This is a genomic window from Microbispora sp. NBC_01389 (assembly GCF_045040095.1).
Lineage (GTDB): Bacteria > Actinomycetota > Actinomycetes > Streptosporangiales > Streptosporangiaceae > Microbispora.
Genome location: NZ_CP109552.1, coordinates 563,809 through 581,201, shown reverse-complemented (window position 1 = coordinate 581,201; position 17,393 = coordinate 563,809). Strand labels below are relative to the sequence as shown.

The window sequence follows — 17,393 nt, the reverse complement described above, 5'->3', positions numbered from 1 at the left end:
GTGCGCTCTGGTACGACAGACGCATGGGTGTGAGCGTCGAGGAGTTCCTGGGCATGCTGGACCGGCTGCCCGAGGTGCGGCAGAGCGAGGGAGGCGACTGGGTCGCCTTCAAGGTGCGCGACAAGGGTTTCGGCTACCTCTGGGAGCGGACTCGGACGGTCGGCCTCAAGGCCACGATCGAGGAGCAGATCGCGCTGGTGGCCGAGCGTCCCGAGGTGTTCGAGCCGCAGTTCACCGCCGGGCGGTTCGGCTGGGTCGTCGTCCACCTGGAGGGGATCGACGCGGACGAGTTGTTCGAGCTGGTCACCGAGGCCTGGTGCCTGACCGCGCCCAAGGCCCTCGTCGAGGCATTCGAATGACGCCCCGTTGAACTGGAACCCGTTCTAGCCCGATGCCGATGGTGGGGTGAACGAGGGCCGTTTGAATACGAGGGCCGGTTGAATATCAGAAACCCGCGAGCAGCCGTTCGGCGGCGAGTTCGATCCGGTGCTGGATCTGCTCGTAGGTGCGCCGTCCGCGCAGCATCTCCAGCAGCTCCTGCACCCATACGCCCACCAGGGACCCGCTGAGGGCGAGCTGGTCGTCGGGAGAAAGGTCCGCGGTGCTGCCGCCGGCGGCGACACGCAGCACCAGGCTCGCCATCCGGTCGCCGAACGGCGCCTCCACCTCCGCGATGATCAGGGAGCGGATCAGCGCGTCGGCCAGTTCCGGCTCGCGCATCAGCCCCCGGGTCGCCCGCATCAGCACGTCGACCGCGCGGCCGGCGGGATGGGCGGCGTTCGGGGGCCGCCGCTCGATGCTGGACTCCAGCAGGTCGATCTCCTCGCCCACGACCGCGACGACCAGGTCCATTTTGGAGGGGAAGTAGCGGTAGAGCGTTCCCAGCGCGACGCCCGCGCGTTCGGCCACCGTGCGCATCTGCATCGCCTCGACGCCCCCACGGGAGGCGAGGGCCGCGGCCGCCTGCACGATCCGCCGGCGTCGCTGGTGCTGACTCCTGGTGCGGACTCCGGGGGTGGCCGGAGCCGGATGCGCGCCCGTGCCGGAGCGTGCGTCGGGGCGCGGCGGCGGGACATCGGCGACCACATGCGAAGTGCGCATGGGACCACGCTATCCGACTGCCGCCCGTTCAGACTGGTTACCCGCCAGTCGCGAAAACGCCGGGATTCAGCAGAATGTAATCGGTTCTACTTCGCTGTCCCGAGCGGAGAGGTCAGTGCGTGACGATCGTCGGCACGGTGAAGAAGACGACCAGCGCGATTATCAGGCAGATCAGGAAACCGACGACTTCCCACAGCCAGTCGTAGTGCCGGTCGCTCTTCGTGCGCGACCCCTTCCCCGCAGGCCCGCCGCCGGTCTTCCCGGTCTTCCTGGTGCTTCCGGCCTTTCCGGCGCTGCTGGGGCTCGTGTGCTTCCTGGCCGTGCGCTTGCCGTCCTTCCGTACCGGCGCGACCGGCGCGACCGGCGAGGCAGCGGATACGGCAGCAGGAGCGGTGGCAGCGGCGGCCGCTGCAGTAGCCGCTGCAGGGGCTGACATATCGGTCGATGCGGTGGCAGGCGCCGGGGCCGATGCCGGGGCGGGGTCCGAGGCATCGGCCTCCGCCTGCGGCGCCTCGGGAGCCCCGTCCTCGGGGAACGCCGCCGGATACTCCCCGGCCGGATCCTCGGCCCGCTCCTCGGCCTGCGGGAACTCAGTCTCCGGGAACTCAGTCTCCGGGAACACCACCTGCGAGATCGCGGCGCTCTCGGCCGGGCGGAACGCGGCGGATGGCGTGGAAGGTTCGGGGTGCTCGGACTGCCAGAACTGCCAGGACTGCCCGGACGGCCCGGATGCCTCGGGCGACGAGGCGGCCTCCATGGCAGGCCGGGGCTCCGGCTCAGCGGTGTCGGCGGTGGGCTGAGGAGCCGGCTCGCCGACCGGCTTGGGGGGCGCCTCGGCCGGGGCGGCGAAAGCGTCGAAGGGTTCGGCGGAGCGGAGCGTCTCGAACAGGAGCGTGTGCGCCGCGTCAAACGGCTCGGCGGGCCTGGAGGCGGTGGCCGGGTCGGCGGGGGTGAACGCGTCGAAGGACCCACTGTGTGGGAGTGAGCCCGCCGGTGTGAAACCGTCGAAGGACTCACCGGGCGGGGGTGGGCCGGCAGGGGCGAAGGCGTCGAAGTCGCGCCGTTCGCCCGGCGCCTGTCCCGGCACCTGTGCTTGCGGATGGTCCGCGAAGACGGTGTGGGCGGGTGACGGATCGGCGGGCCGGGTCACGCCGGGAGGAGTCGCGGGTGCGAAGGCGTCGAACGGGCCAGTCGGGCGGAAGGCGTCGAACGGCTCAGCGCCGGATGACCCAGCGCCGGATGACCCAGCGCCAGACCTGTCTGAGCCGGAGCTGTCCGCGATGAAGCCCTCGGCTGCGAGACCTGCGGCTGCGAGACCCTTGGCGCCCGCGGAACTCGCATCACCCGCGTACCCAGCCGAGCCCCCTGGCTCCGGAACGCCGAAGCCGGGCGCGGGACCGCGCAGGGCGGACTCCGGAAGGCCGGAGCCGGGCGGCTGTGACAGGGCATGCGACGGCGGGGATGACGCCTGCGACGCCACCTGGGATGGCGCCTGGGACAGGGGTTCGGACAGGGCTTCGGACAGGGCCTGGGATGGGAACCGTGGGGAAACCTGCGGCTCCACGGGCGCCGCCAGGGAGTCCTGCGCCGGGCTGTCCTGTGCGGATATCCCCTGGGCCTGGGGCTCGGGGCGGGTGGCGCGCTTCCTGCGCAGGCGGCCCTCGGTGAGCGAGTTGAGCAGCGCTCCGCGCAGCCGGGGCATGGGCTCGGTCGTCGCCTCGTGCTTGGCCTTGCGCCCGGACTCCTGGGGGGTGATGGCCTCGGTCTTGACCACGCAGGTGTTGGTGACCTGGTCGGGGTCGCTCAGCGGCAGCGGCCAGGTCGGTGTGGTCGGCCACAGCCTCTTGGTGACGAGCCCGCCGGGCCGAGCACCCGGCCGAGAATCGGGTTGGGCGCCGGACTGTGCGCCGGACTGTGCGCCGGACTGGTCCGCCACCTGCTCCGAACCGGGCTCGGGTGAGTCGCCGGGCTCCTCGTACGGCAGCGCCGCCAGCACCCGGTTGCGTACGGAGGCGGACGGGTGACGCCAGGGCAGCCGGGCCAGCACGTCGGCGATGGGGGCGACTCCGATGGCGTCGTACACCTCCGCGACGGAGGGAGGCACGAACGGCGCGGACCCCGCAGCGGCGACCGCCGTCGCCAGCGTCTGGGTGAAGCGGCGCCTCGCCCCGGCGGCGAGCTCCTCCGCGGTGTCGACCGCCACGTCGAGCACCAGCGACAGCTCGGGCGGCGTGAGGCCGCAGACCTCCGACAGCAGCAGGACCTCCCGCTGGTGCGGCCGGATGTCGCGGAACACCCGCTCGATCAGCGCGGTCGCCGGGTCGGCGACGGAGTCCACGGCGGGCAGCGCGTAGCTGACGTCCCGGCGGTAGATCTCGCGGCGGGCCAGCGCGTACAGCACGGCGCACGTGGGGGGCTCGGGGGCGGCCGGAGCGGTGGTGAAGACGGCCACCACGGCGTCGGCCGCCGAGGCGGTCTCGCCGAGCTGGTCGTGGCAGTACGCGAACAACCCCGCGGCGTGACGCTCGAAGAGCTCGGCGATCAGCTCGCTCCTGGAGCGCTGACCGGTGAGCGGTGAAGTCACGACCGGCTCCTCAAGGGTTCGTGGCTGGTCCCTACGAGAGGAACGGAGCGGAGGGACAGGAGAGGCGTGAGAGTAATCATGCCAACACATCGGCGCACCACGCATCAGGAGATGCCCTATTGATAGATATTCAGGCCCGGATCTCGCGAGTATCCTCCGTAGGCTGACGGCCGGGCTGACGAACGCGGTGGGGGCCGCCAGGATTTTCGAGGAGCTGACGGGGAAGAGCGAAGGCGCCACCGGTGTTGCCTTGATCGCACTCTTTCGAAGGGCAGATACGGCGTGATCACATTCGAAGGTGTCACCAAGCGCTACCGGGACGGGACGGTGGCCGTGGACGACCTGAGCCTCGAGGTGCCCACCGGTGCGATCACCGTGTTCGTGGGCCCCTCCGGCTGCGGCAAGACCACCTCGCTGCGGATGATCAACCGCATGATCGACGCCACCTCCGGCCGCATCGCCCTCGACGGCCAGGACGTGCGGGAGATCGACCCGCCCACGCTCCGGCGCGGCATAGGGTACGTCATCCAGCAGGCGGGCCTGTTCCCGCACCGCAAGATCGTGGACAACGTCGCGACGGTGCCGTACCTGCTCGGCTGGAACAAGAGGAAGGCCCGCGCCCGGGCGATGGAGCTGCTCGAACTGGTCGGGCTCGACGCGGGCCTCGCGAACCGTTATCCCTTCCAGCTCTCCGGCGGCCAGCAGCAGCGGGTCGGCGTGGCCCGGGCGCTCGCGGCGGACCCGCCGGTGCTGCTGATGGACGAGCCGTTCAGCGCCGTCGACCCGGTCGTGCGGGCCAGCCTCCAGGACGAGTTGCTCCGCCTGCAGTCGGAACTGCGCAAGACGATCGTGTTCGTCACCCACGACATCGACGAGGCGGTCAAGCTCGGCGACACGGTGGCCGTCCTGCGCGTCGGCGGGCGACTGGCCCAGATGGCGGGCCCCGCCACGCTGCTCACCGAGCCGGCCGACGAGTTCGTCCGCGGCTTCCTCGGCCGCGACCGGGGCATCCGGCGGCTGTCGTTCATCTCCGCCAAGGAGGTGCGGCTCGGTCCGGCGCCGCCCGACCTTGTGACCGGCGGGGACGGCAGGCCGCTCGGCTGGCGGACCGGCGACGGCCTCGCGGCGTACGGCACCTTCGACCCCGAGACCGACTCGCTGCGGGCGGCGCTCGACGCGGCGCTGCTGTCGCCGAACGGCGTCGCGGTCGCCGTGGACGAGGAGGGCCGCGTGCGCGGGGTGGCCGGGCGGGACGCGATCGACGACCTGCTCGCCGAGTACGCGCCGCCCGTCAGGGGCGCCGGCTCCGCCGAGGCCGAGGAGGCGCCCGCGTGATCGAGGAGCCCCTGGTCCGCTGGGACTGGATCGCGCGCAACTGGGCCAGCGGAAGCCCCTCGGCGATCAGCACGCTGCTGGAGAACCACGTCGTGACGGCCTTCCTGCCGGTGCTGCTCGGGCTGGTGGTGGCGCTGCCGCTCGGCCTGGCCTGCGCCCGATGGCGGTGGCTGTACCAGCCGACGGCGGCGCTGATGAACGTGACCTACTCCCTGCCCTCTCTCGTCCTGTTCTCGGTCTTCCTGTCCGTCACCGGGCTCACCCGCGCGACCGTCGTCATCCCGCTGACGTTCTTCGCCCTGGCGATCCTGATCCCGGCCGTCGTGGACGGGCTGGCCTCGGTCCCCGATCCCGTACGGCAGTCGGCCGTGGCGATGGGCTTCCGGCCCGCGCGCCGCCTGCTCCGGGTCGAGTTGCCGGTCGCGGTGCCGGTGGTCCTGGCCGGGCTGCGGGTCGCGACCGTGTCCAGCATCAGCCTGGTGAGCGTGGGCGCGCTGATCGGCCAGGGCGGGCTCGGCAACCTGTTCATCGACGGCTGGCAGCGGCAGTTCTACACGCCGATCGTGGTCGGGATCGCGCTCATCGTGCTGCTCGCGGTGCTCGCCGACGGGCTGCTCGTGCTCGCCCAGCGGCTGCTGACCCCCTGGTCCCGGGCAAGGAGCGCAGCGTGAACTGGCTGGCCGACTTCTTCGGCGACGCGGCGCACTGGTCCGGCCCCGACGGCATCCCGGCCCGGCTGCTGGAGCACCTGGGATATTCGGCGGCGGCCTTCCTCGTCGCGGCGCTGATCGCCGTGCCGCTCGGCATGCTCATCGGCCACACCGGCCGCGGTGCGCTGCTCGTCGTCGTCGCGGCGAACGCCGCCCGGGCCCTGCCGACGCTCGGCCTGCTCGTGCTCGTCGTGCTGCTGGCCGGGGTGGGGACCGTGCTGCCGGTGCTGGTCCCGCTGATCGTGCTGGCGATCCCGCCCATCCTGGTGAACACGTACGAGGGCCTGCGGGGGGTGGACGCCGACCTGCGCGACGCGGCGTACGGCATGGGCCTGCGCGGACGGCAGGTGCTGTTCCGGACGTCGGCACCCGTCGCGCTGCCGCTGATCCTGCTGGGGCTGCGCCTGTCGGCCGTCCAGGTCGTCTCCACGGCCACCGTGGCGGCGTTCGTCGGTCTCGGCGGGCTCGGCCGGTTCATCATCGACGGCCTGGCCACCAAGGCGTACTCCAGCGTGATCGGCGGCGCGGTCCTGGTCGCGGCCCTCGCGCTGGCCGTCCAGTTCGGCTTCCTCCTCCTCGACCGGGTGGTCGTCTCGCCGGGAGTCCGGCAGACCCGCTAATCTCCGTATTATCTCCCAGGAATGAAGGGTTTTTCCTTATGAGGCGTATGTTCGGCGTCGCGGCGGTCGCCCTGACCTCGGCGCTCACATTGTCGGCCTGCGGGGGCTCCGACCCGCTCACCACCGCGACCGCGGCCCCGTCGGCGTCCGGTTCCGGCGACGCCGCCGCCAAGGTGGTCGTCGGCTCCTTCGACTTCCCCGAGAGCGTCCTGCTCGCCTCGATCTACGCCCAGGCACTCCAGGCCAAGGGCGTCACGGTCGAGGAGAAGCCCAACATCGGCAGCCGCGAGGTGGTCTACGACCAGGTCAAGAGTGGCGGCCTGACCGTCCTGCCGGAGTACGCCGGGTCGCTGCTGGCGTTCGTCGACAAGTCGAGCACGGCGCGGACGAAGGACGACATCCTCTCCGGGCTGAAGGCCAAGCTGCCGCCCGAGCTGGAGATCCTGGAGCCCGCCGCGGCCGAGGACAACAACTCGCTCACCGTCACCAAGGCGACGGCCGACAAGTACAAGCTCGCCACGATCGAGGACCTCGCGAAGGTCTCCAAGGACCTCACGGTCGGCGGCCCGCCGGAGTTCAAGGACCGTCAGGAGGCGAACTTCAAGAGCGTCTACGGCCTGGAGTTCAAGCAGTGGAAGCCCACCGGGGCGACCACCGCTGACGCGATCAAGAGCGGCACGGTCCAGGTGGGCAACGTGTTCACCACCGACCCCAAGATCGTGCTGAACGACCTCGTGCCGCTGCAGGACAACAAGAACGCCTTCGGCTCGGAGAACGTGACGCCCCTGGTCCACAAGGCCGAGGCGAACGACACCGTGGTCTCCACGCTCAACGCGATCTCCGCCAAGCTGGACACCGAGACGCTGGTCTCGCTGATGAAGCGGATCGCCGTCGACAAGGACGACCCGCCGGCGGTCGCCAAGGACTGGCTGACCCAGAACGGTCTCGTCTGAGTGATCCGGGAATGAGTCCGGTGCAGGGGCTGTTCACCGAGGCCATGCGGCAACTGGCCGCGGGCGTCGCCGTGGTGACGGTGAAGGACGACCGTGACGACCTCGGCACGACGGTCGCGACGCTGATGTCGGTGTCGCTCGACCCGCCGCTCGTGCTGGTCAGCCTCGACTCGGCCGGATATCTCGCCGAGGTGCTCCTGCGCCGGGACCGGTGGGCCGCCAGCCTTCTCGCGGACGGCCAGCAGGCGGTCGCCTCCCGCTTCGCCGCCGCCGGGCGGCCGGGGGCGCGGCTCCTGCTGGCCGGGACCGCCCACCACCGCGGCGAGCACAGCGAGGCGCTGGTGGTGGAGGGCGGCGTGGCGGCGATCGAGGCCGAGACGACGCAGGTCGTCCCGGCCGGCGATCACACGCTGTTCGTCGGCGCGGTGCTGGGCGTCGACTACGTCGACGCCGCCAAACCCCCGCTCGTACGGCTGCGCTCCCGCTACCGGACGGTCCAGTAACCCGGCAGCACGAGCGGGCCGTACGCCGGGAGGCCGAGCTCCCCGGCGAGCCGGGCCAGCGGTCCCCACGCCTCCAGGCGCACCCGGGAGAGGGCGGCCGACCTGTCCTCGCTGGACTCCGCCGGCCGCAGCCGCTCCAGCGGGTGCATGCGGGGATAGGTCCGCACCGGGGCGGCGGTGGGGAGCCCGGCCCGGCGGCGGGCCATGGCGAGGGCGTCCTCCAGGCCGCCGAGCTCGTCGGCGAGGCCGGCCGCACGGGCGTCGGCGCCGGTCCACACCCGGCCCTTGGCCAGTTCGTGCGCCCGCTCCCTGCTCAGGCCGCGGCCGTCGGCCACCTTGCCGACGAAGTCGTCGTAGATGCGGTCGAGCCAGGCGTTGACCCGCTCCCACTGCGCATCGGAGAACGCGGTCGTCGGCGAGAACATCCCGGCGTTGGCGCCCTCGGCGACCGACTCCGTCACCACGCCGAGCCGGCCGAGCAGCTCTCCGACGACGGGCTTGCCGCCGAACACGCCGATCGAGCCGGTCAGCGTGCCCGGCTGGGCCACGATCACGTCGGCGGCCATCGACACGAAGTAGCCGCCGGAGGCGGCCAGGTCGCCCATCGACACGATGACCGGCTTGCCCGCCTCGCGGGCCAGCACGACCTCCCGCCAGATGGCGTCGGAGGCGACGTACGAGCCGCCGGGGCTGTCCACCCGGAACACGACGGCCTTGACCTTGTCGTCCCGCCGGGCCGCGCGCAGGGCGGCGCAGACGGTGTCGGAGCCCATGGCGCCTCCGCCGCCGAGGGGAGACCTGCCGCTGCGCCCGAGGCGGATCATGCCGGTGCCGTGCACCAGGGCCACAGTGTCGGCGCCGGGGTGCGGCAGCTTCCCGGACAGCGCGCTCTTGGCGTACCGGGACACGTAGAGCAGGTGGGCGCCGTCCTTGACGGTCTCCGCGTAGACCTCGTCGCGATACTTGAGCCCGTCCACGAGCCCGGCCTCGACGGCCTCGGCGCCGATGAACGGGCCCTGGTCGATCAGCTCGCGCACGCGCTCGGGGGTGAGCCCGCGGGCCTCGGCGATGCCGGCGGTGATCTGCTCGGTCACCGACTCGGCGATGCGGGCCGCCGACTCGCGGTGCGCGTCCGTCATGTGGTTCTGGGTGAACATGTTGGCCGCGGTCTTGTACTCGTGCCGCTGGCCGAGCTGATACTCCACCCCGGCCCTCGCGAGCGCGTCGCGCAGGAACCGCTGCTCCAGCGCCACCCCGGTCAGGCCGACGTCGCCGGAGGGCTGGAGGTAGACCCGCTCGAACGCGCTGGCCAGATAGTACGGAACCGTCCCGGCGCCGAACTCCCCGAAGGTCTCGGCGAACGCGACGGTCGGCTTGCCCGCCGCGCGCAGCCGCACGACGGCCTCGCGCAGTTCCTGCACCATCCCCAGGCCCAGGGGGTTCCCGCCGATCTTGACGATGAGCGCGGTGACCCGGGGGTCCTTGCGGGCGCGGCGCAGGCCCGACAGCACCTCCGCCAGGCGCGGCTTGCGCATCGACAGCAGGGCGGTGACAGGGTCGGCGGGCGGTCCCTCCGACAGCCCTTCGGTCAGGTCCAGCTCCAGCACCAGCGGCCCGGTGCGGCGCTGCCGCAGCTTGGCCACGGTCTCCACGATCGTCCTCGACGCGTCCATAAATGCCACCATAAGCGACGGTTTTGGGCGGTATGCCCCGACGGTCAGGGGCCCCCGCGTGAGTGTGGCACGCGGGGGCCCCGATCGGCGCGAAGAGACTACTTCAGGCCGGTGGACGGCGTCACTTGAGGCCGGTGGCCATGGCGGTGATCAGTTCGCCGTTGGCGGTGTCACCGCTGAACTCCCAGAAGAAGGCCCCGCCCAGACCCTGGTTCTTGGCGTAGGTCATCTTGCCGCCGATGGTGGCGGGGGTGTCGTAGCTCCACCAGTTGGAGCCGCACTTGGCGTACGCGGTGCCGGCGACCGTGCCGGTGGCCGGGCAGCTGTTCTTGAGGACCTTGTAGTCCTCGATGCCCGCCTCGTACGTGCCGGGCGCGGCGCCGGTGGCGGTGCCGCCGGGGGCCGACTGGGTCACGCCGGTCCAGCCGCGGCCGTAGAAGCCGATGCCGAGCAGCAGCTTGCTCGCGGGCACGCCCTTGCCCTTCAGCTTCTGGATGGCGGCGTCCGAGTAGAACCCGGCGATGGGGATGCCCGAGTAGGAGGTCAGCGGGGAGTGCGGAGCCGTCGGGCCCTGAGCGGCGAAGGCGCCGAAGTAGTCGTAGGTCATCACGTTGTACCAGTCGACGTACTGCGCCGCGCCCGCGTAGTCGGCGGCGTCGATCTTGCCGCCGCTCGTGCCGTCCGCGGTGATGGCCGCGGTGACGAGATAGTTGGCGCCGAACCTGGCGCGCAGCGCGGCCATCAGGTTCTTGAACGCCGCCGCGCCGCTGGAGTCACAGCTCAGGCCGCAGGCGTTCGGGTACTCCCAGTCGATGTCGATGCCGTCGAACACGTCGGCCCAGCGGGGGTCCTTCAGCAGGGTGTAGCAGGAGTTGGCGAACGCGGTGGGGTTCGCCGCGGCCTGGGCGAACCCGCCGGACCAGGTCCAGCCGCCGAAGGAGTAGAGGACCTTGATGTTCGGGTACTGCGCCTTGAGCTTGCGCAGCTGGTTGAAGGCGCCGCGCAGCGCGCCGGCGTCCCAGGTGTCGGCCTTGCCGTCCACGCTGTTGGCCGTCGTGTAGGCCATGTCGTAGTCGGCGTAGGAGTCGCCGATCGCGCACTGGCCGTTGGTCACGTTGCCGAACGCGTAGTTGATGTGGGTGAGCCTGGCGGCCGAACCGCTGGTCGCGATGTTCTTCACGAAGTACTGGCGGCCGTAGACGCCCCAGTCGGCGAAGTAGCCCAGCACCTTCTTGCCGCCCGGCGGGGGAGGCGGCGGCGTCACGGTGGGGGTCACGGTCGGGGTCACGGTGGGGGTCGGGCTCGGGCTCTTACTGGGGCTCGGGCTGGGGGAGGGGCTCCTCGTGGGGGTCGCGCTCGGGGAGGGGGACGAGGTGGAGCCGCCCGGCAGGAGCTTCCACAGGGCCGGCACGATCGGCGGCTCCCAGCCGGTCAGGGACGTGTGCGCCTGGATGCACTCGTAGTCCTTGCCCGCGTACGTGACCCGGGCGCCGACGGCGTACCAGGTGTTGGGGGCCCAGGCCGCGTAGGCCAGGGTGACGACTCCGGCCTTGGGGGCGGTGGCGACTGTGACGGCGGCTGTGCTGGAGACGGTGGCGGAGGCGGTCCCGATCGCGAGCGGCGCGAGCAGCGCGGCACCGGCGATCACGGACCCGAGGAGGATCTTTCGCAACGGAAACTCCCGGTCTGGGGGGCTAAACGATAGGAAAGTTTCCTATTAGTTCGCAGCGTAAGCACCGATCGCCGGAGGGTCAACGCCCCTGCGGCCGGTTAATCGCCGGTTAACTCCTCGCTAAGGTCCGGCCCGAACGTCACCTGCGCCGGAGCCGCGGGCTCCCGTACGATGATGCGGTGAGCGGTCTCGTTCGCTCGGTCTGGTACGAGCCTCGTCCCCCCGACCCGCCCAGGCGGGTGTGGCGCGACTGGGCGCTCGTCGTGGTGCTGGTGCCGCTCGCGGTGCTGGAGGGGGTGCTGCGGCCGGACCTGCCGTGGCGGGTCTTCTCGGTGGTCGTCACCGCCGGGCTGACGCCCGCGCTGCTGTGGCGCCGGACCCGGCCCCTGGAGGCGCTGGCGGTCTGCTTCGTCACGACGAGCCTGGTCCCGATCGCCCTCGACGGCGGGACGCTCGACATGTACTCCCTGGCCTACCTGCTGATCCTGCCGTACGCGCTGCTGCGGTGGGGATCGGGCCGCGAGATCGTGATCGGCCTCGCGGTCATGCTCACCGGGGCCGGCCTGTCCGTGCTCGTCGAGCACGCCGCGCCCGCCAACGCGATCGGCCCGTTCGCCGTCGTGCTCTCCACGACCACACTGGGCTGGGCGTTCCGCTACCGGGCCAGGGCGAGGACCCGCGAGCTCGACCAGGTCAAGCTGCTCGAACGCGAGCAACTGGCCCGCGAACTGCACGACACCGTCGCCCACCACGTCTCGGCGATGGCGATCCGCGCGCAGGCGGGCCTCGCCACGGCCGCGTCGCGGCCGGACGCCGCGACCGAGGCGCTGCGGGTGATCGAGGCCGAGGCGGCGCGCGCCCTCGACGAGATGCGGGCCATGGTCCGCGTCCTGCGCCGGGACGAGCCGGCGGACCTGACCCCCGGGCGGCAGATCGCCGACCTGGAGAGGCTCGCGGCCCCCGGCGGGCCGGACCACCCGTCCGTCGGGGTCGAGCTCTCCGGTGACCTCGGCGGCCTCTCCCCGTCGGTCGAGGCTGCGGTCTACCGCATCGCCCAGGAGGCGGTCACGAACGCGCTGCGGCACGCCCGCCACGCCACCCGGGTGGCGGTGCACGTCGCCGGGGACGGCCCCTCGGTGTGCCTGCGGGTGAGCGACGACGGCGACGGCGGCTCCGCCCGCCCGCCGGGCCCGGCGGGATACGGCATCGTCGGCATGGCCGAACGCGCCGACCTGCTCGGCGGCACCTGCGTGGCGGGCCCGGACCCCGGCCGGGGCTGGACCGTCACCGCGGTGCTGCCCAGGAACGGGGTGGCGACGTGAGCGTCCGGGTGCTCGTCGCCGACGACCAGGAGATCGTCCGCACCGGGCTCGCGATGATCCTCGACGCCCAGCCCGGCATCGAGGTCGCCGGCACGGCCGCCGACGGGCGGCGGGCCGTCGAGCTCGCGCGGCGCCTGCGCCCGGACGTGTGCCTGTTCGACATCCGCATGCCCGGCGTCGACGGCATCGAGGCCACCCGCTGCCTCGCCGGGCCGGGGGTCGCCGACCCCCTCGCCGTCGTGGTCATCACCACGTTCGACCTCGACGAGTACGTCTACGCCGCGCTGCGGGCCGGCGCCCGGGGATTCCTGCTCAAGAACGCCGGCGCCGAGATGCTCTCCCAGGCCGTGCACGCCGCCGCCGGCGGGGACGCGCTCATCGCCCCGAGCGTCACCGCGCGGCTGCTCGGGGCCTTCGCCCGGTCCGGCCCCGCCGCGTCGGCGGCGCGGCTCGTCGAGCCGCTGACCTACCGGGAGGAGGAGATCCTGGCCGCGGTGGCGCGCGGGCGGACCAACAGCGAGATCGCCGACGAGATGCACATCTCGCTCAGCACGGTCAAGACGCACGTCGCCAGCCTGATGGCCAAGCTCGGCGCCCGCAACCGCGTCGAGATCGCCATGTGGGCCTATCAGACGGGCCGCGTCACGGGCTGACGGGCACCGGGCTTGGGGGCACGGGGCTTGGGGGCACCGGGCTTGCGGGTGCCGGGCCCGCGCCGGACGGCCCACTCGGCCACGGCGAGGTTGATCACCCACGCGGCGGTCATGAGCAGCGCGCGGGGGAGAGGGCCGGGCTGCGCGCCGGTCAGCACGACCCAGGGCACGAGGGTCAGCACCTGGGTGCCCGCGCCCATGCCGAGCGCGTAGCCGCGCGCCATCCACGCGCGGTGGCGGGCGATGTCCCGCCGCCGGATCGCCGCGAAGCCGAGGACGATCGACACGATCATGCCGCCGCCCACCGCCAGCCGTACGCCGACCAGGAGGGCGCTGTCGTCCGGCAGATGCGGATAGAACAGCGTCATCCACAGGCCCGACAGGGCCGTGACGAGCCCGGCGGGCACCAGCAACCGTCCCGCGACCCGGTGCCAGCGCGGCGCGCGGCGGCGGAGCGCGGGGGCGAACTGCAGGGCGCCGAGAAGGCTGAACAGGGTGACGGCGACGATGTGCGCGACCACGGGGAGGGGCGTCGCGAAATACCGGGCGCTGTCCGCGGTGACCGGCCCGCCGCCGGTGAGCTGCGACAGCCGGGCCGCACCGGCGACCACGGGCACGGCGCTGAGCGCGATCAGCCCCGCCGGCACCCACCACTCCCTTCTCCTCCGGCCGCCTCGCGCGGACGCGGTCCGTCGCGTCGATCTCAGCTCGGTGGATCTCAGCTCGGTGGATCTCGGTTCGGTCGATCTCGGTTCGGTCATGGCCCGATCGTCGTACGCGGGGCGGGGGCGGATCATCGGCGGAACGGCTCGATCCGCACCGGTCCATCGGCTGCCGATCGGGCGTACTTTCGGCCGATGAGTCCCGGGCGCGGCGCTTCCTACGCTGGCTCTCCCAGTCACCACCCAGCCACCACCCGGCCGCCACCCAGCCACAGAGGCGACGAGGAGAGATGTCATGAAGGCCTACGTCCTACGCTCGTACGGCCCGCCCGAGGTCCTGGAGCTGGGCGACGTCCCGACGCCGGCGCCCGGTCCCGGGGAGGTGCTGGTCCGGGTCCGGGCCACCTCCGTCCAGCCGTACGACTGGCACCACATGAGAGGCGAGCCGTACGTCGCGCGCCTGATGGGCGGCACGCTCGGCCCGCGCGGGCCGCGGATCGGCGTCCTGGGCGCCGACGTCGCGGGCGAGGTCGAGGCGGCAGGCCCGGGCGTCACGGCGTTCCGCCCCGGCGACCAGGTGTTCGCGCTGCTCACCGGGGGTGGATTCGGCGAGTACGTCCGCGTCGGGGAGAGCGAGCTGGTCCGCAAACCGGAGAACCTGTCGTTCGAGCAGGCGGCGGCGGTGCCGCTGGCGGGCGTCACCGCGCTGCTGGCCCTGGACGATGGGCGGGTCCGGCCGGGGCACGAGGTGCTCGTGAACGGCGCGTCGGGCGGGGTGGGCACCTTCGCCGTGCAGCTCGCCCGGGCGTTCGGCGCCGAGGTCACCGGCGTCTGCGGCCCCCGCAACGTGGACCTGGTCCGGTCGCTCGGTGCGGGCGAGGTCGTCGACTACGGCAGGGCGGACTTCACCCGGACCGGCCGGCGGTACGACCTCCTGGTCGACGTCGCGGGCACCCGGCCGCCGGCGGCCTGCCGGCGGGTGCTCAGGCCCCGGGGGACGCACGTCCTCGTCGGCGGGCCGGCCGGACGATGGCTGCAACCCGTCGGCCACACGATCGCGGCGCTCGCGACGTCGCCGTTCACGTCGAGGCGGGTGGTCCTCGCCGACGTGACCCGATGCCGCGAGAAGCGGGCGAAGCTGGTCAGGCTGGCCGCGCTGATCGAGCAGGGCGACCTCACGCCGGTCGTCGACCGCGTCTACCCGTTCGACGAGCTCCCCGCGGCCGTCCGCTACGTGGAGGAGGGGCACGCCCGCGGGAAGGTCGTCGTCAGCCTGTGAGTAGTGGGCCTGCGAGTAGTGGGGCTGTGAGTCGTCGGCCTGTGAACGGCGTCAGGACTCGGCGACCAGGCCCTCCGGTTCCGGCTCCTCCAGCGCGGTCTCCGCCGGCTCCGGCTTCGGCAGGGCCGTCACGGTCCGCTCGTCCATCTCGGCGCTCACCGGGGTCGGCGTCTCCACCGGCCGCAGCCACACCACGCCGAGCGGCGGCACGCGCAGCCGCGCCGAGCAGGGCAGGCCATGCCGCGGCGTCTCCACCGCCTCGACCGAGCCCATGTTGCCGACCCCGCTGCCCGCGTACTCGTACGCGTCGGTGTTGAGGACCTCCTCCCACCGGCCCGGGGTCGGCAGGCCGAGGTGGTAGTCGTCGTGCGGCGCGCCGGAGAAGTTGGCGACGCAGGCCAGCACCGAGCCGTCCGCGCCGTAGCGGAGGAACGACAGCGTGTTGCCCGAGGCGTCGTCGGCGTCGATCCAGCGGAATCCCTCGTGGGTGTTGTCGCGGGAGTAGAGCGCGGGCGACTCGCGGTAGACGCGGTTGAGGTCCTTGATCAGCCGCCGCACGCCCTGGTGGAAGTCGAAGTCGAGCAGCCACCAGTCGAGGCCGCCCGCCTCCGACCATTCGGCGCCCTGGCCGAACTCGCCGCCCATGAACAGCAGCTGCTTGCCGGGATGGGCCCACATGAAGCCGTACAACGCGCGCAGGTTGGCGAAGCGCTGCCACTCGTCGCCGGGCATCTTGCCCAGCAGCGATCCCTTGAGATGGACGACCTCGTCGTGCGAGAGCGGCAGCACGAAGTTCTCCGAGAAGGCGTACATCAGGGAGAACGTCATCTGGTGGTGGTGATACTGCCGGTAGACGGGCTCGCGGGCCATGTAGCCGAGCGTGTCGTGCATCCAGCCCATGTTCCACTTGAAGCCGAAGCCGAGACCGCCGAGGTACGCCGGGCGCGAGACGCCGGGCCAGGCGGTCGACTCCTCCGCGATCGTCATGATCCCGGGCTCCTCGCGGTAGACGACCGCGTTCATCTCCTTGAGGAACTCGATCGCGTCGAGGTTCTCCCTGCCGCCGTACTCGTTGGGCGTCCACTCGCCCTCGCGGCGCGAGTAGTCGAGGTAGAGCATCGAGGCCACCGCGTCCACCCGCAGGCCGTCGACGTGGAACTCCTTCAGCCAATAGAGCGCGTTGGCGACCAGGAAGTTGCGCACCTCCTTGCGGCCGAAGTCGAAGACGTACGTGCCCCAGTCGGGGTGGGTGCCGCGGCGCGGGTCGCCGTGCTCGTAGAGCGGCGTGCCGTCGAAGCGGGCCAGGGCCCACTCGTCCATCGGAAAGTGCGCGGGCACCCAGTCGACGATCACGCCGACGCCGGCCCGGTGCAGCTCGTCCACGAGGTGGCGGAAGTCGTCGGGGGAGCCGAACCGGGAGGTCGGGGCGTAGTACGACGTCACCTGGTAGCCCCACGAGCCGCCGAACGGATGCTCGGCGACCGGCATGAACTCCACGTGCGTGAACCCCATGTCCTTCACGTACTCGACCAGCTCGCGGGCGAGATCGCGGTAGGACAGGCCGGGCCGCCAGGAGCCGAGGTGCACCTCGTAGGTGCTCATCGGCTCGACGAGGGCGTCCCGCGACGCCCGGGCGGCCATCCACTCCTCGTCACGCCACTCGTACGCCGGCTTCTCCACGATGCTGGCGGTCGCGGGCGGGATCTCGGTGCGCCGGGCCATGGGGTCGGCCTTCTCCCGCCAGACTCCGTCGAGGCCGAGGATCTGGAACTTGTACCGCGCGCCCTCGCCGGTCTCGGGGACGAACAGCTCCCACACGCCGGTGCCACCGAGCGAGCGCATGGGGTGGGCGCCGCCGTTCCAGTGGTTGAAGTCGCCGATCACCCGCACGCCCTGCGCGTTCGGCGCCCAGACCGAGAACGCCGTGCCGTCCACGTCCTCGTGGCGGACCACCCGCGCCCCGAGCGCCTCCCACAGCCGTTCGTGCCTGCCCTCGCCGATCAGGTGCAGGTCGAGCTCGCCCAGCGTGGGCCAGTGGCGGTACGGATCGTCCGTCTCGAATGGCGGAGCGTCGGGATAGGTGACGCGCAGGCGGTAGTCCGGGACCTTGTCGAGGCCGGGCAGCGTCACCTCGAACACCCCGAAGGAGGTGTGGTCCATTTCGTGCGCCGAGCCGTCGGCCAGCACCTCGACCTTCTCCGCGAAGGGCCGCAGAGCCCTGATCGTGACGCCGTCGGGCCCGGGATGTGCTCCGAGAATCGAATGGGGGTCGTGATGGGAGCCCCCCGCCAGCCGGTCCAAATCCATGTCGCAAACCTGCCCTAGA

The 17,393-nt window shown here is 72.2% G+C and carries 15 protein-coding genes; 9 read left to right on the top strand and 6 right to left on the bottom strand.

Annotation, left to right across the window (positions count from 1 at the left end; all coding sequences use genetic code 11):
• The first annotated feature begins 23 nt into the window (after positions 1-23).
• Positions 24-359: an MmcQ/YjbR family DNA-binding protein gene (locus OG344_RS02715; RefSeq protein ID WP_405086835.1), complete on the top strand. Its 336-nt coding sequence runs from the start codon at positions 24-26 to the stop codon at positions 357-359.
• Between the two features lie 85 nt (positions 360-444).
• Here OG344_RS02715 and OG344_RS02710 read toward each other — a convergent pair whose 3' ends face one another.
• Together OG344_RS02710 and OG344_RS02705 are read right to left on the bottom strand one after the other, a co-directional pair.
• Positions 445-1,101, bottom strand: a complete 657-nt coding sequence (locus OG344_RS02710) for a TetR family transcriptional regulator (protein ID WP_327047660.1) — start codon at positions 1,099-1,101, stop codon at positions 445-447.
• A gap of 112 nt (positions 1,102-1,213) precedes the next feature.
• On the bottom strand, positions 1,214-3,685 hold the full coding sequence (locus OG344_RS02705; protein ID WP_405086834.1) for a hypothetical protein: 2,472 nt from the start codon (positions 3,683-3,685) through the stop codon (positions 1,214-1,216).
• Positions 3,686-3,967: 282 nt separating this feature from the next.
• On the opposite strand from OG344_RS02705, the gene OG344_RS02700 reads away from it, so the two are divergent.
• Genes OG344_RS02700 through OG344_RS02680 form a run of 5 tightly spaced genes read left to right on the top strand, consistent with a single transcriptional unit; the run spans position 3,968 to position 7,806 of the window.
• Positions 3,968-5,020, top strand: a complete 1,053-nt coding sequence (locus tag OG344_RS02700; RefSeq protein ID WP_405086833.1) for an ABC transporter ATP-binding protein — start codon at positions 3,968-3,970, stop codon at positions 5,018-5,020.
• On the top strand, positions 5,017-5,691 hold the full coding sequence (locus tag OG344_RS02695) for an ABC transporter permease (protein ID WP_405086832.1): 675 nt from the start codon (positions 5,017-5,019) through the stop codon (positions 5,689-5,691). The genes OG344_RS02700 and OG344_RS02695 overlap by 4 nt, the downstream gene beginning before the upstream one ends.
• Positions 5,688-6,350: an ABC transporter permease gene (locus OG344_RS02690; RefSeq protein WP_405086831.1), complete on the top strand. Its 663-nt coding sequence runs from the start codon at positions 5,688-5,690 to the stop codon at positions 6,348-6,350. Before OG344_RS02695 ends, OG344_RS02690 begins: the two co-directional genes overlap by 4 nt.
• A gap of 38 nt (positions 6,351-6,388) precedes the next feature.
• Positions 6,389-7,303 carry a glycine betaine ABC transporter substrate-binding protein gene (locus OG344_RS02685; RefSeq protein ID WP_405086830.1) on the top strand — a complete coding sequence of 305 codons (915 nt, stop codon included), beginning with the start codon at positions 6,389-6,391 and terminating at the stop codon, positions 7,301-7,303.
• Between the two features lie 11 nt (positions 7,304-7,314).
• Positions 7,315-7,806, top strand: a complete 492-nt coding sequence (locus OG344_RS02680; RefSeq protein WP_327047653.1) for a flavin reductase family protein — start codon at positions 7,315-7,317, stop codon at positions 7,804-7,806.
• Here the strand turns inward: OG344_RS02680 and OG344_RS02675 are convergent.
• Both OG344_RS02675 and OG344_RS02670 read right to left on the bottom strand, forming a co-directional pair.
• Positions 7,788-9,479: a S49 family peptidase gene (locus tag OG344_RS02675; RefSeq protein ID WP_405086828.1), complete on the bottom strand. Its 1,692-nt coding sequence runs from the start codon at positions 9,477-9,479 to the stop codon at positions 7,788-7,790. The genes OG344_RS02680 and OG344_RS02675 overlap by 19 nt on opposite strands.
• 121 nt (positions 9,480-9,600) lie before the next feature.
• The gene (locus OG344_RS02670; RefSeq protein WP_405086827.1) at positions 9,601-11,151 is read right to left on the bottom strand and encodes a glycosyl hydrolase family 18 protein; all 1,551 of its coding nucleotides are present in this window, start codon (positions 11,149-11,151) and stop codon (positions 9,601-9,603) included.
• Positions 11,152-11,330: 179 nt separating this feature from the next.
• On the opposite strand from OG344_RS02670, the gene OG344_RS02665 reads away from it, so the two are divergent.
• Together OG344_RS02665 and OG344_RS02660 are read left to right on the top strand one after the other, a co-directional pair.
• Positions 11,331-12,473, top strand: a complete 1,143-nt coding sequence (locus OG344_RS02665; RefSeq protein ID WP_405086826.1) for a sensor histidine kinase — start codon at positions 11,331-11,333, stop codon at positions 12,471-12,473.
• Positions 12,470-13,126, top strand: a complete 657-nt coding sequence (locus OG344_RS02660) for a response regulator (protein ID WP_405086825.1) — start codon at positions 12,470-12,472, stop codon at positions 13,124-13,126. Before OG344_RS02665 ends, OG344_RS02660 begins: the two co-directional genes overlap by 4 nt.
• Here the strand turns inward: OG344_RS02660 and OG344_RS02655 are convergent.
• Positions 13,102-13,773 (bottom strand): DUF2306 domain-containing protein, encoded by a 672-nt coding sequence (locus OG344_RS02655; RefSeq protein ID WP_405086824.1) that lies wholly within the window; start codon positions 13,771-13,773, stop codon positions 13,102-13,104. The genes OG344_RS02660 and OG344_RS02655 overlap by 25 nt on opposite strands.
• A gap of 310 nt (positions 13,774-14,083) precedes the next feature.
• Here OG344_RS02655 and OG344_RS02650 point away from each other — a divergent pair, with 310 nt between their 5' ends.
• On the top strand, positions 14,084-15,067 hold the full coding sequence (locus OG344_RS02650) for an NAD(P)-dependent alcohol dehydrogenase (RefSeq protein ID WP_405086823.1): 984 nt from the start codon (positions 14,084-14,086) through the stop codon (positions 15,065-15,067).
• A gap of 51 nt (positions 15,068-15,118) precedes the next feature.
• On the opposite strand, the gene glgB is transcribed toward OG344_RS02650, so the two are convergent.
• Entirely contained in the window at positions 15,119-17,374 is a 2,256-nt protein-coding gene (gene glgB, locus OG344_RS02645) for a 1,4-alpha-glucan branching protein GlgB (protein ID WP_405086821.1), read from the bottom strand.
• Between the last annotated feature and the right edge of the window lie 19 nt (positions 17,375-17,393).